General features: G+C 68.8%; 7 protein-coding genes. 5 read left to right on the forward strand and 2 right to left on the reverse strand.

What is annotated here, in order from left to right; translation table 11 throughout:
* The first annotated feature begins 36 nt into the window (after positions 1 to 36).
* Together ACS5PM_RS15805 and ACS5PM_RS15810 are read left to right on the forward strand one after the other, a co-directional pair.
* Complete coding sequence (locus ACS5PM_RS15805) at positions 37 to 1,785, forward strand: type I secretion system permease/ATPase (RefSeq protein WP_439388609.1); 1,749 nt, start codon at positions 37 to 39, stop codon at positions 1,783 to 1,785.
* A complete protein-coding gene (locus tag ACS5PM_RS15810) occupies positions 1,782 to 3,104 on the forward strand; it encodes an HlyD family type I secretion periplasmic adaptor subunit (RefSeq protein WP_439388610.1) in 1,323 nt (440 codons plus the stop codon). Before ACS5PM_RS15805 ends, ACS5PM_RS15810 begins: the two co-directional genes overlap by 4 nt.
* A 21-nt stretch (positions 3,105 to 3,125) precedes the next feature.
* Here ACS5PM_RS15810 and ACS5PM_RS15815 read toward each other — a convergent pair whose 3' ends face one another.
* Positions 3,126 to 8,615 carry a hypothetical protein gene (locus ACS5PM_RS15815; protein ID WP_439388611.1) on the reverse strand — a complete coding sequence of 1,830 codons (5,490 nt, stop codon included), beginning with the start codon at positions 8,613 to 8,615 and terminating at the stop codon, positions 3,126 to 3,128.
* A 437-nt stretch (positions 8,616 to 9,052) separates the two neighbouring features.
* Positions 9,053 to 10,246, reverse strand: coding sequence for a M20 aminoacylase family protein (locus ACS5PM_RS15820; RefSeq protein WP_439388612.1), 1,194 nt, complete (start codon positions 10,244 to 10,246; stop codon positions 9,053 to 9,055).
* 133 nt (positions 10,247 to 10,379) lie between these two features.
* Here ACS5PM_RS15820 and ACS5PM_RS15825 point away from each other — a divergent pair, with 133 nt between their 5' ends.
* From ACS5PM_RS15825 to ACS5PM_RS15835, 3 genes are read left to right on the forward strand one after another with little or no spacing between them, the layout of a single operon-like run.
* Positions 10,380 to 12,431 carry a molybdopterin-containing oxidoreductase family protein gene (locus ACS5PM_RS15825; protein WP_439388613.1) on the forward strand — a complete coding sequence of 684 codons (2,052 nt, stop codon included), beginning with the start codon at positions 10,380 to 10,382 and terminating at the stop codon, positions 12,429 to 12,431.
* Positions 12,432 to 12,487: 56 nt separating this feature from the next.
* The gene (locus ACS5PM_RS15830) at positions 12,488 to 13,558 is read left to right on the forward strand and encodes an aminopeptidase (RefSeq protein WP_439388628.1); all 1,071 of its coding nucleotides are present in this window, start codon (positions 12,488 to 12,490) and stop codon (positions 13,556 to 13,558) included.
* 8 nt (positions 13,559 to 13,566) lie between these two features.
* A complete protein-coding gene (locus tag ACS5PM_RS15835; RefSeq protein ID WP_439388614.1) occupies positions 13,567 to 13,881 on the forward strand; it encodes a polyhydroxyalkanoic acid system family protein in 315 nt (104 codons plus the stop codon).
* Positions 13,882 to 14,358 lie beyond the last annotated feature (477 nt).

Raw genomic sequence — 14,358 nt, forward strand, 5'->3', positions numbered from 1 at the left:
GGCGGACAATTCCGGATCCTCGCCCGGGCTGCCCGCATGACCGCATCTCCCGACCGCCCGGCCGCCCACCGGTCGGCCCCGCCGCTTCTTGCCGAGTTCGTCCGCCCGCACCTGGGCTGGGCGCTGGTCTTCAGCCTCGCCATCAACCTGGCCTTGCTGACGCCGTCGCTGTTCATGCTGCAGGTGTACGACCGCGTGCTGGTCACGCGCAGCGTCGAGACGCTGGTCATGCTGGCCCTGATCGCCGGCATTTGCCTGGCGGTCTTCGGCGCGCTGGACCAGGTGCGCAGCCGCCTGCTCAACATGCTGGGCATGGCGCTGGAGCGGCGGGTCGGGCCCGGCCTGCTGGGCAGCCTCATCGTGGCCAACGCGCGGCAGTCCAGCAACGAGCTGTCGGACGGGCTGAAGGACCTGGGTGCCTTGCGCGCCTTCCTCTCCGGGCCGGGCGTGGTGGCGGTGTTCGATGCGCCCTGGGCGCTGGTCTACCTCGTCATCATCGCCTTGTTCGACGTGCGGCTGGGCGGGCTGGCATTGCTGGCGATGGTCATCCTGTTCGGCATGACCTGGTTCAACAACCGCCTGGTGCGGCGAGGCCTGGCGCTCGTCCAGCCGGCCTCCCGGGCGGCCGCCCGCTGGGCCGAGCGCTGCATGCAGAACGCCGAGGTCGTGACCGCCCTGGGCATGGGTCGCGCGATGACTGAGCGGTGGGCCATGCAGTCGGCTCAGGTGCAGGAGACCACGCTGGCCGCCACGGGCGCGAGTGGCCGCGTGGCGGCGGTCTCGCGCGCGGCGCGCCAGGCCGTGCAAGTCATGATGCTGAGCGCCGGCGCCTGGCTGGTCATCCGGGAAGGGGCCACGCCGGGCGTGATGATCGCCACCACCATCATCCTCGGCCGCGCGCTGGCGCCGGTCGAGCAATTGATCGGCGGCTGGCAGGGGCTGGTGGAGGCGCGCCTGGCCTACCAGCGCCTGCAGGTGCTGCTGGAGAGGCCGCCCGAAGGCGCGGTGGAGACCACCCTCCCGAGGCCCCAGGGCCAGCTGTCCGTCGAGGCGCTGAGCTACGTCTCGGCGCAGACGGGCCGGCCGCTGCTTCGCCAAGTCGGCTTCCAGGCCGTGCCGGGGGAGCTGGTCGCGGTGGTGGGCGGCAGCGGCGCGGGCAAGACCACGCTGGCGCGGCTGCTCGTGGGCGTGCTCAAGCCCAGCGCCGGTGTCGTTCGCCTGGACGGTGCCGACATCCGCCAGTACGACCCGGGCGTCCTCGGTGCGGCGATCGGCTACCTGCCGCAGGACGTCGAGCTGTTCGCCGGCACGGTCGCCGAGAACATCGCCCGCTTCTGCGGCGCGGATTCGGCCGCGGTGATCGCCGCCGCCGAGGCCGCCGGTACCCATGAGTTGATCCTTCGCTTCCCGCAGGGCTACGACACGCCCGTGGGCGAGGGCGGCCGGCTGCTGTCCGGCGGGCAGAGGCAGCGCGTGGCGCTGGCCCGCGCGCTGTTCGGGGATCCCAGCTTCGTCGTGCTCGACGAGGCGGATGCCAGTCTCGACGCGGAAGGCGAGGAGGCGCTAGTCGCCGCGCTGCAAAGGCTGCGCACCCGCGGCGCCACGGTGGTCGCGGTGACGCAGCGCCGGCGCCTGCTCACGGTGGCCGACCGGGTGCTCGTGCTGCGTGAAGGCGCCATCGAGCGCACGGCAGTGCGACGCGAGGGCGGCGACGTCCTGGTCGAATCGTCGGGCGCAGGGCCGGCGCCGCTGGCAGGGTCCAACCCCAGAGGGGAGCGGGCATGAACGCGCCGGCAGTCGCCGCCGTCGAGCCGCTGGACCCGCGTCTGCACCGGCTCGCCCGGCGCGGCCTGTGGATCGTGCTGGCCTGGGTGCTCGTCTTCGCGGCCTGGGGCGCCTGGGCGCCGATCTCCGGCGGCGTGGTGGCCCAGGGGCTGGTGCGGGTCGAGGCCAATCGGCGCACGGTCAGTCATCGCGACGGCGGAACGGTCAAGCGCATCCTGGTCCGCGAAGGCCAGGAGGTGCGGCGCGGGGATGTGCTGATCGAGCTGGATGACGTCCGCGTCGAGGCGTCCGTCGACGTGCTGCGGGCGCAACTGGCCGGTGATCGCCTTCGCCAGTCGCGGCTGGAGGCCGAGGCGACCGGCCGCGAAGGGTGGCAGCCGCCGGCCTCGCTGCTGGCCGAGTTCGCGGACGTGAAGCGACTGCCCGACCTCGCCGCCAAGGAAAGATCGACGTTCAACGCGCGCCGCGCCAACGTCGAGGCCCAGATCCAGGGCGAGCAACGCCAGGCGGCAGACACCCGCACCGAGATCGAAGTGCGCACCAAGGAGCGCGTCAACTCGACGAACGCGGTCGCGCTGATGCGCGAGGAGCTCGAGCTGAACCAGCGCCTGGAGAAGGAGCAGTACGTCAACCGGGCCCGGGTGATGGGACTGCAGCGCGGGGTGAGCGAGTACGAGTCGCGCCAGCTGGCCAACGAGGCCGAGCTGTCGCAGGCCCGGCAGCGGCTGGGCGCCTTCGAGTCCCGCATCCGGGCACTGCGCGACGGCGTGGTGCAGCAGGCGAGCGAGGAACTGCGCGAGGTCGGTGTCCGCGTGGCCGACGCCGAGCAACGCCTGCGCGCCAGCCAGGACGACCGCAGCCGCCAGAGCGTCGTCGCTCCGGAATCGGGGCGCCTGGTCAACCTGCGCATCAACACCCCCGGCTCGGCGATAGGCCCGCGCGAGCCCATCGTCGACATCGTGCCCGCCGATGCGCTGCTGCAGCTGGAGGTGAGGCTGCCGCTGGACGTGGTGGCCGACGTCCGCCAGGGCACGCCCGCCGAAGTGAAGCTGCTCACGGCCGGCGCCCGCTACGAGAAGCTGCTGCCCGCCACGGTGGTGGAGGTCTCGGCCGATGCGCTCAACGACGACCGTGGCGGCGCGCCGTTCCTGCGGGCTTTGCTGCGGGTGGACCCCGCGGCCGGCGACGCCGCGCTGGTGCGCAGCCTGCGGCCCGGCATGGCGGCCGAGGTGTACATCAAGACCACCGAGCGCACGCCGCTGGGCTTCCTGTTCGAGCCCGTCGGCGGGTACTTCCGGCGGGCGTTCCGGGAGCACTAGCCCGGAACGCCGGCAGGAGGGTCACGCGCCGAAGAGGTAGTCGCCGACCGTGGTGTTGGCGGTGTTGTCCAACGTGGCAACCAGGGTCAGCTCGTTGGCGCTGACGATCGAATTGGTGTCGGCAGCCTTGAACAGATAGATCGCTGAATCGCTGCCGTTGTCCACCACGAACAACCGCGTGTCGCCTGTCGCGTAGGCCGTGTTGGCGTGGCCAATGGCAGCAGCGGCGTTGGTCGTGGTGATGGCGCCGGCAATGTCGTGGTTGACAATGACGAGCTCTGCATTGCTGGCGAAGCCGTTCGGGCCGGAAACCGACACCGCACCTTCGACCAGTGTGTCGCCGTCGCCGATATGGATGGCTGCCTGGCTCAGGCGGATCTTGTCGGCACCGTGAGTGAAGTCGGTGATGACATCCGAGGCCAGCGCCGTGCTGAACGCAAAGACGTCGGCGCCCGCGCCGCCGGTGAGCGTGTCAGCGCCGGCCTGGCCGTCCAGCGTGTTGGCTGCACCGTTGCCCACCATCTTGTTGGCCAGCGCGTTGCCTGAGCCGTTGAGTGCCGCGGTACCCGTCAGGGTGAGGTTCTCGACTTCGGCTTGCAGCGTGAAGCTGAGGGACGACTGGACCGCGTCGATGCCGCCGCCCGTCACCTCGATGATCTTGTCGGCGGCGTTGTCGACGATGTAGGTGTCGTTGCCAGCGCCGCCGGTCATCGTGTCGTTGCCAATGCCACCGTTGAGCACATTGGCGGCTGTGTTGCCGGTGATGGTGTTGGCCAGCGTGTTGCCGGTGCCGTTGATTGCCGCGGTTCCGGTCAGGGTCAGGTTCTCGACTTCGGCTTGCAGCGTGAAGCTGACGGAAGACCGGACCAGGTCGGTCCCGCCCCCGGAAATCTCGATGGTCTTGTCGCTGACGTTGTCGGCAACATAGGTGTCGTTGCCGGCGCCGCCTGTCAGGGTGTCAATGCCCGCGCCGCCATTGAGCACGTTGGCGGCTGTGTTGCCGGTGATGGTGTTGGCCAGCGTGTTGCCGCTGCCGTTGATCGCCCCGGTCCCGGTCAGGGTCAGGTTCTCGACTTCGGCTTGCAGCGTGAAGCTGACGGAAGACTGGACCAGGTCGGTCCCGCCACCGGAGACCTCGACGGTCTTGTCTGCGGCGTTGTCGACGACGTAGGTGTCGTTGCCGGCGCCGCCGGTGAGGCTGTCTGCACCTGCCGCGCCGTCCAATGTGTCGTTGCCGGCGTCCCCGCTGATCGCATTCGTGGCGGCGTTGCCCGTGATGACGTTGGCCAGGGCATTGCCGATGCCGTTGATCGCCGAGGTGCCCGTCAGCACGAGGTTCTCGACCTCGGCTTGCAGGGTGAATCCAACCGAGGACTGCACGAGGTCCGTACCGCCGGCGGCGAGCTCGACCGTCTTGTCGCCGACGTTGTCGACGACGTAGGTGTCGCTGCCGCCGCCGCCGGTGAGCGTGTCGGCGCCTGAGCCACCGTTCAGAACGTTGGCCCCGGCGTTGCCGATGATGGTGTTCGCAAGGGTGTTGCCGGTACCGTTGATGGCCGACGAGCCGGTGAGGGTCAGTTTCTCGACCTCGCTCTGCAGGCTGAAGGTGATGGAGGACTGGACCAGGTCCGTGCCGCCGCCGGCGATCTCGACAGTCTTGTCCGCGGCGTTGTCGATGATGTAGGTGTCGTCGCCCGCGCCGCCGGTGAGACTGTCGGCGCCGCCTGCTCCATTCAACGTGTCGTTGCCGGCCGCGCCGTCGAGGGCGTTGACGGCCGCATTGCCAGTGATGGTGTTGGCGAGCGAGTTGCCGGTGCCATTGATGGCAGCAGCGCCAGTGAGGGTCAACTTCTCGATCTCTGCCTGCAGCGTGAAGCTGGCGGAGGACTGGACGGCATCGGTGCCGCCGGCCGCGGCTTCGATCGTCTTGTCTGCGGCATTGTCGACAACGTAAGTATCGTCGCCGGCGCCGCCAGTCATCGTGTCCGCCCCCGCACCGCCGTCGAGCACATTGGCAGCGGAGTTGCCGGTGATGGTGTTGGCCAGCGAATTGCCGGTGCCATTGATGGCGGAGGAGCCCGTCAGCGTCAGCTTCTCGATTTCGGCCTGCAAGGTCAAGCCGACGGACGACTGGACAAGATCGATCCCGCCGCCTGCGAGCTCCACCGTCTTGTCGCCAGTGCTGTCGACGATGTAGGTGTCGTCGCCAGTACCTCCGGTAAGGTTGTCGGCACCCGCGGCACCGTTCAGCGTGTCGTTGCCGGCGGCGCCACTGATCGCGTTGGCAGCCTGGTTGCCCGTGATGACGTTGGCCAGCGCGTTGCCCGTGCCGTTGATCTCCGACATCCCTGTCAACGTGAGGTTCTCGACCTCCGCTTGAAGCGTGGACGTGATGGAGGACGTGACCAGGTCCGTCCCGCCCCCGGCCAGCTCCACGGTCTTGTCGCCCGCGTTGTCCACGATGTAGGTGTCGTCGCCGGCGCCGCCCGTCATGGTGTCGAGGCCTGCATTTCCGTCGAGGACGTTGCCGGCCGCGTTGCCGACGAGGACGTCCGCGGAGTAACTGCCGGTGCCGTTGATCGCCGCGCTGCCGGTCAAGGTCAGATGCGTGACTTCGCTCAAGTCATCGAGGCTGAAGGAGACGGACGACAGGATGAGGTCGTCGCCGTCACCGGAGACGAGGTCGGCGGCGTTGTCGACGATGAAGGTGTCGGCACCGCCTCCACCGCCGTACATCGTGTCCGCACCGACGCCGCCATCCAGAACATTTGCGCTGAAGTCTCCGGACAGGGTGTTGTTCTGCGCGTTGCCCGTGCCGTTGATTTCCGCTTCACCAGTCAGTTCCAGCGACTCCAGGTTCGCGCCGAGCGTCCAGGATATCCAGGACCTGACGCTGTCACTGCCTTCACCGGCTCGTTCGGTGATCACGTCCTGGGTGCTGTCGACGACGTAGCGGTCATCGCCGGCACCCCCTTCCATCGTGTCGATGCCGGCTCCGCCATCGAGGTAGTTGGCGCCGCTGTTGCCGGTCAACCGGTTGTTCTTCCCGTTGCCTTCGCCAGCAATGCTGGAAGTGCCCGTCAACACCAGGTTCTCCAACTCGCCTCCCAGCGTAAACCGGCCGGAGGAATAGACCGTGTCGACGCCTCCATTCGCAGCTTCGATGGCGCTCACGATGCCGCCGTGGAGGATATAAGTGTCGTCTCCTGCGCCGCCGACCAGGGTGTCGTAGTTCCCGCCGCCATCGTCGAGAACGTTGGCACCGGCGTTGCCGACAATCTTGTTCTGGTTCTCGGTGTTGCCGGTGGCATTGATGGCTGCGGTGCCGGTCAGCGTGAGCGTCTGCACCCCGCTGGGCAGCGTGAACGAGACGCTGGCGAAGGCCTGGTCGACTCCGGAGTCTCCTGTCTCGGTGACCTTGTCGCCCGCGTTGTCGATGATGTAGGTGTCGCCGCCTTCGCCGCCGACGAGCGTGTCTGCGCCGGCTCCACCGTCGAGCACGTTGCCGGCCGAGTTGCCCGTGATCGTGTTGGACAGGCCGTTGCCCGTGCCATTGATGGCAGACGAGCCCGCCAGCGTGAGGTTCTCGATCGAGTCCTGCAGCGTGACGCTCGTCCAGGCCCGGACTTCGTCGGAGCCGCCGCTCGCCGTTTCGAGCGTCAGGTCGCCCGCGTTGTCCACGACGTAGACGTCGTTGCCGGCCCCGCCGGTCAATGTGTCCGCACCATGGCCTCCGTCGAGCAAGTTGCCTGCCGAGGTGCCGGTCAGGCTGTCGCCATAAGCACTGCCGAGGAGGTTCTCGAAGTTGGCAAGCCTGTCGATGCCGTCCCCGCCGGTGTTCTGGGTGCCGGTGAGCGCGAGCGAGACGGTGACGCCGCCCGTGGCATCTTCGTAGCTCGCGGTGTCGCTGCCCCCTGCGCCGTCGAGCGTGTCGTCGCCACCGCCGCCGGCAATGATGTTGGCAGCACCGTTGCCCTTGATCTCGTTGGCGAGTGCGTTGCCTTGGCCGTTGATGGCCGCATTGCCGGTCAACTCGAGCCGCTCCAGGTTGTCGACCATGACGTAGCTGATCGACGCACGAACGGTGTCGGTCCCTTCGCCGACGTTCTCCACGATCACGTTCGGCTGGCTGATCTGGTAGACATCGTCACCAGCGCCGCCTCGCAGCGTCCAGCCGACCAGCGGGTTGGCGACGGTGAACACTTGCTGCACGCCGCCGGGGGATCCTCCCGTGAGTTCGCTGCCGGTCGCGGTGAGGACGATGGTCGAGCCGTCGTCTGATATGTCGGGCTGGAAAGCACCGCTCGATGCCTGTTCGCCTGCGGCGCCGACCGACACCCTCGCCAACGCACCCGTCGTCGTGTCCTTCACATAGACATCCTCGACTCCATTGGTATCCGTGGCCACCAGCGCGGCGGTGCTGCTGAAGACCACGAAGCGGCCATCGGCAGAGACCGCCGGCGGGTAGTACTGCCCTTCGCCACCGCTTGGCACCACCCGCTGCAGTTCGCCGGTCTGCAGATCGCGCAGGTAGACCGAGCCGGGCCCGTCCTGGCCGTCGTACATGACATCCTGGCCGGTGCTGAAGACCACATGGCGCCCGTCGGCGGACAGGTTGCCCGTTGCGGCAACGCCGGGCAGGAAGTTGCCGTGGATATCCGTGTCCACGCACTCGACCTTGCCAGTCTGGAGGTCTTTGACGAAAAGCTCGGAAATCCCGTCCTGATCGCCCTCGACCAGATTGGACGAGGTACTGTCGAACATCACGTACCGGCCGTCCGCCGACAGCCTCGTGTAGGAGCCGTACCCGCCGGAACTGCCATTGCCCCACGCGCCATCGGCGCTCGAAGAGGCCAGCACCAGTTGGCCGGTGAGTGTGTCCTTGACGTAGATGTCCGGGTAGCTGGCCGGATCGCCGGGCATCAGATTGCTGGCATAGCTGGAAAAGGCGACATATCGGCCGTCGGCCGAGACGCTGGCACCCATGGATTCGCTGTTGGCCTGAACTCCTGCAGCGTTGCTCGTGATGAGCTTGACCTCGCCGGTGACCAAGTCCTTGCGGAAGATGTCACCCGCGCCGTTGGTGTCGCCGGCCACCAGGTTGGTGGCGTCGCTGCGGAAGACCACGTATCGGCCATCCGCCGAGATGACGGGACTGATGCTGCCGTACCCGGTCGAGACGGCTTGCTTCCCGGCAGACGTGGTCGACACCCGCGTGACGATCCCGGTCTGCAGGTCCTTCAGGAAGATGTCCGAGTCGCCGTTGGTATCGCCTCCGGCGCCGAGATTGGTGCTGGCGCTGGCGAACACGACATAGCGCCCATCGGCCGACACGGTGGCTGAGTTCGCGTCCGCGTCCGGGGCGGTTCGGGCATTCGTCTCAGAGACGCGATCGATCGTCGTGTGGGTTGCGCCAAGCAGGAGGTCGTCCTGCGCGGTGCCGCTCAAGTCCGTCGCAAAGCCGTTGGCCGCGCAGCTGTTGACCAGCATCGATCCGTCGGCGAAGGCCACCGTGCCCTCGCCCAGCGCTGACAGGGGCACGCCCGTCAGCGTGAAGCTCTTGCCGCCGCCCGACCACTGGATGCCACCATCTGGCAGGGCGGTCAGCGTGAAGTCGGCCGCCGACAACGTGCCCGGGTCGATCTGGAGCACGTCCACATCGGGGTCGAAGGCAATCTCGGCGCCAGCGCCGATGTTCGAGAAAAGGTAGGTGGTCATCCGCAGGCACTGCTGGCATCGAAGCCGGCTTATGCCTGGCTGATGCGATGTGAAAGCAGGCGCCTCGATGCCCTGGAGCGCGTGACCGACGTTGTCTGGGACCGGTCAGATCGGCGGTGCCATGGCACCGGCGCACTCCTCCCTCATTTCGTCGGCGGCTCGCCAGGGCAGGGCGGCGCCGTTCTCTTTCCAGCAGTCTAGCGAGCCTTGCAGCGCAGACGATCAGCAAATTACGCAGCCGGGGCCAACCATTTCTCGGCCACCCGCACCCAGAGCGCCGCCCCCGGCGCGATCAACGCATCGTTGAAGTCGTAGCTGGGGTTGTGCAGCGTGCAGGGCCCCATGCCGTGGCCCGGGATGCGGTGGCTGCCGTCGCCGTTGCCGATCACGAAGTAGGCGCCGGGCTTCTCGAGCAGGAAGTAGCTGAAGTCCTCGGCCGTCATCGCCGGCTCGAACTCGAAGGTGTTGGCCTCTCCGACCAGTTCGCGCATCACGCCGCGCAGGAACGCGGCCTCGGAAGGATGGTTGATGGTGGGCGGGTAGTTGCGGTGGAACTCGAAGTCCACGCCGCAGCCGAAGGCCGCGGCCGTGTGCTCGGCGATCTCGCGCATGCGCCGCTCGATCAGGTCCAGCACCTCGAGGGTGAAGGTGCGCACCGTGCCTTCGATCTTGCAGGTGTCCGGCACGACGTTGGTCGCCTCGCCGGTGTGGATCATGGTGACCGAGATCACCGCGCTGTCCAGCGGCTTCTTGTTGCGGGTGACGATGGTCTGGAAGGCCTGCACCATCTGGCAGGCCACGGGCACGGGATCCAGCCCGAGGTGGGGCAGGGCCGCGTGCGCGCCCTTGCCGCGGATGATGATCTTGAACTCGTTGCTCGAGGCCATGGCCGGCCCGTCGCAAACCGCGAACTGCCCCGCCGCATAGCCGGGCCAGTTGTGCATGCCGAACACGGCGTCCATCGGGAAGCGCTCGAACAGGCCGTCCCTGATCATCTCGCGCGCGCCGCCGCCGCCCTCTTCGGCCGGCTGGAAGATGAGGTGGACGGTGCCGTCGAAGTGGCGGTTCTTCGCCAGGTGGCGCGCCGCGCCCAGCAGCATCGCCACGTGGCCGTCGTGGCCGCAGGCGTGCATCTTCCCGGCGTGGCGGCTGGCATGGTCGAAGGTGTTGCGCTCGGTCACCGGCAGCGCGTCCATGTCGGCGCGCAGGCCGATGGCGCGCGGGCTAGTGCCGTTCTTGATGGTGCCGACCACGCCGGTCTTGCCCAGGCCACGGTGCACGGGGATGCCCCACTCGGTCAGCTGGCGGGCCACGAGGTCTGCGGTGCGGACTTCCTCGAAGCACAGTTCGGGGTGGGCGTGGATGTCGCGCCGCAGTCGGGCGATGGCTTCGGCGTCGGCCTGCAGGGTGTCGATCAGGGTCATGGCGGCTCGTGACTACGGTGTGGCGGCAGGGCCTCGGGCGGGGGCGGACCATATTACCGCCGGCCCCGCGGCGCTCCACGATCGAAGGACCGCAGCCCCGCCAGGGCCAGGGGCGCTGTGCCATCATGGCCGGATGTCCGCCGACGCCAGCCTCGATAGCCGTACCGTCCACGCTGCTTGCCCGCACGACTGCCCCGACACCTGCGCCATCCGCGTCACGGTCGAGGGCCGGAAGATCGTGCGCCTCCAGGGCGACCCCGACCATCCGCCGACCCATGGCGCGCTGTGCACCAAGGTCTCCCGCTACGTCGAGCGGGTGGAGCATCCCGAGCGGGTGCTGACGCCGCTCAGGCGGGTCGGGCCCAAGGGCTCGGGCCAGTTCGTGCCGGTGGGGTGGGAAGAGGCCCTGGACGACATCGCCGCGCGGCTGCGCGAGATCGCGTCGCGCGACCCGCAAGCCATCGTCCCCTACTCCTACGCCGGCACCATGGGCCTGGTGCAGGGCGAGAGCATGGCGGCCCGCTTCTTCCACAGGCTCGGCGCCTCCCTGCTGGACCGCACCATCTGCGCCGCCGCCGGCGGCGAGGCCTTGCAGCTCACCTACGGCGGCAAGGTCGGCATGCACCTGGAGCATTTCGCCGAGAGCCGGCTGATCCTCATCTGGGGCAGCAACTCGATCGCCTCCAACCTGCATTTCTGGACCTTCGCCCAGGCCGCCAAGCGAAACGGCGCCAAGCTGATCGCCATCGACCCGCGCAGGACCGAGACGGCCGAGAAGTGCCACCAGCACATCGCCTTGCTGCCGGGCACCGACGGCGCGCTGGCGCTGGGCCTGATGCACGAACTGATCGTCAACGACTGGCTCGACCACGACTACCTCGAGCGTCATGTCGAAGGCTGGCCGCAGATGCGTGAGCGCGCGCTGCAGTGGCCGCCCGAACGTACCGCGGCCGAATGCGGCCTGACGGTGGAGGAGGTCAAGGGCCTGGCGCGCGACTACGGCACGACGAAGCCTGCTGCTATCCGCCTCAATTACGGAATGCAGCGGGTGCATGGCGGGGGCAACGCCGTGCGCCTCATCGCGCTGCTGCCCTGCCTGGTGGGCGCCTGGCGCCACCGCGCCGGCGGGCTGCTCCTGTCGGCTTCGGGCTGGGCCAAGCCGGTGAAGAACAGCAAGTGGCTGGAGCGGCCGGACCTCCTCGCCGGCCGCCAGCCGCGCACGATCAACATGAGCACCATCGGCGACGATCTGCTGCGCGAGGCCTCGCCGGCGTTCGGCCCGAAGATCGAGGCGCTGGTGGTCTACAACAGCAACCCGGTGGCGGTGGCGCCGGAGTCGCCCAAGGTGGTGGCGGGTTTCAGTCGCGAGGACCTGTTCACCGTGGTGCTCGAGCATTTCCTCACCGACACGGCGGACCATGCCGACTACGTGCTGCCGGCCAGCACGCAGCTCGAGCACTGGGACGCCCATGCGAGCTACGGCCACACCTACGTGCTCATCAACCAGCCGGCCGTGCCGCCGCGTGGCCAGGCCCGATCCAACTGCGAGATCTTCCGCCAGCTGGCGGCCCGCATGGGTTTCGACGAGCCTTGCTTCGCCGACAGCGACGAGCAGCTCGCCGCCCGCGCCTTCGTCGACAGCATCGATGCCGGGCGCCTGCAGCGCGACGGCTGGGTGAAGCTGCCCCTGCCCGAAGCGCCGTTTGCCGAAGGGGGGTTCCACACGCCGAGCGGCAAGGCCGTTGCGGTGGCGCCCGGCGTGCCGCTGCCCGACCACGTGCGCAACTACGAGAGCGCCCGCAGCACGCCCGAGCTGGCGGCCCGCTACCCGCTGGCGATGATCTCGCCGCCGGCGCGCAACTTCCTCAACTCGACCTTCGTCAACGTCAAGAGCCTGCGCGACATCGAGGCTGAGCCGGTCGTCGAGATCCATGCCGACGATGCCGCCGTGCGCGGCCTGGCGGATGGCCAGCCGGTGCGCGTCTTCAATGACCGCGGCAGCTACCACTGCACCGCGCGCATCAGCCGCCGTGCCCGGCCCGGCGTGGTCAACGGCCTGGGGGTGTGGTGGCGCAAGCTTGGCCGCAACGGCACCAACGTCAACGAGCTGACCCACCAGCGCCTGACAGACCTGGGCGCGGCGCCATCCTTCTATGACTGCCTCGTCGAGGTCGCGCCACTTTGACCTGGAGGGCATGGCTGGTGGCGGGTGCTGCGGGTCTGTTGGGTGTCGCGGCCTTGATGGCCGGCACGGTGTGCCTGACCAGCGGCTGCAGCTCGCTGGGTTATGTCGGCCAGTCGATCGGCGGCCACCTCAGCCTGGTCAGCAGCGCGAAGCCGATCGACGACTGGCTGGCGGCCCCGGACACCGCCGCGCCGTTGAAAGCCCGGCTGGAGCTGAGCCAGCGCATCCGTGATTTCGCCGTGCGCGAGCTCCAGCTGCCGGACAACCGCAGCTACCGCAGCTTTGCCGACCTGCATCGCCCGGCGGCCGTCTGGAACGTGGCCGCTGCGCCCGAGCTCTCGCTCAAGCTGCAGACCTGGTGCTATCCGGTGGTCGGCTGCGTGGGCTATCGCGGCTACTACGACCTGGCCGGTGCCGAGGGCGAGGGCGAGGCGCTGCGACAGCAGGGCCTGGAGGTCACCGTCTACCCCGTGCCGGCGTACTCGACGCTGGGCAAGATGAACTGGCTGGGCGGCGACCCGTTGCTCAACACCTTCATCCAGTGGCCGGAGATCGAGCTGGCCCGGCTGATCTTCCACGAACTGTCGCACCAGGTCGTCTATGCGCCCGGCGACACGATGTTCAACGAATCCTTCGCGACGACCGTGGAGCGTCTGGGCGGCGAGCGCTGGCTGGCCGCCGAAGGCTCGGAGCTGGCGCGCACCCAGGCCCGCCAGATCGACGAGCGGCGCGCCGATGCCCGGCGCGTCATCTTCGCCACCCGCGCCGAGCTGGAAGCGATCTACAGGTCCGGGCTCGCCGACGAGGACAAGCGCCGGCGCAAGGCCGAGGCCCTGGCGCACATGAGGGCCGAGCACGAGGCGCTGAAGGCCGGGCCGTGGAAGGGCTACACCGGCTACGATGCTTTCTTCGCCAAGGCCAACAACGCCTCGCTCGGCATCCAGGCGGCGTACCTCAACTGGGTCCCGGCGCTGACGGCCCTGTTCGAGCGCGAAGGCCGTGACTTCAAGCGCTTCTATGCCGCCGCCGGGCGGCTGGCCGCCTTGCCGCGTGCCGAGCGCGAGGCGACACTGCAGGCGCTGGCACCGGCGAACGACGCCTTCTCACCCGATCACCGCAACCCCTGAATCCGACCATGGCCGACATCCAAATCCGCCGCGACCACACCCTGGGCCTGGCCCGCGCCCGCAAGGTGGCCTGGAAATGGGCCGAGCACGTGGAGCAGTCCTACGAGATGGAGTGCACCGTGCTGGAAGGCGAGACCAGCGACACCGTGCAGTTCAAGCGCTCGGGCGTGAACGGTTCGATGATCGTCACCGCCGAGCACTTCGAAGTGCGCGCCAAGCTCGGCCTGCTCATGGGCGCCTTCGCCGGCCAGATCCAGGCCGAAGTCGCCCGCCAGCTCGACGAAGCCCTGGCCAAGGAACAGGCCAAGGTCAAGAAGGCCTGATCGCATACCCGCGATCCGCCTCGCGTTCCGAGCGCGCGCAGCGCCGGTCCCCTCCAAGACGTGGCGGACCGGCTCCCCCGGTCCGCCCCGCACCTCTCAGCAAGTCAGCCCCGCCGCCTTCCGAGCGCGCGCAGCGCCGCTCTCATCCAGGGCGTGCGCGGATCCGGCTCCAGCGGAGCCCTGCGCACCTCTGCCCAGGTCGGCCCCGCCTTCCGAGCGCGCGCAGCGCCGCTCTCATCCAGGGCGTGCGCGGATCCGGCTCCCCGGTTCACCACGCACCTCTCAGCAGGTCAGCCCCGCCTTCCGAGCGCGCGCAGCGCCGCTCTCATCCAGGGCGTGCGCGGATCCGGCTCTGCCGGTCCGCTGCGCGAGCCCCCTTCTATGGGGAAGCGTTTGTCAAGCTTCTCCGTCACGGCGGGTGCGCTGTAGGGGACGTCGTTGGGGTTCCCCTTCCCGCTGGCGGGAAGGGGCGGAGGG

The sequence above is a fragment of the Ideonella flava genome (assembly GCF_051857595.1).
Taxonomy (GTDB): Bacteria; Pseudomonadota; Gammaproteobacteria; order Burkholderiales; family Burkholderiaceae_C; genus Ideonella.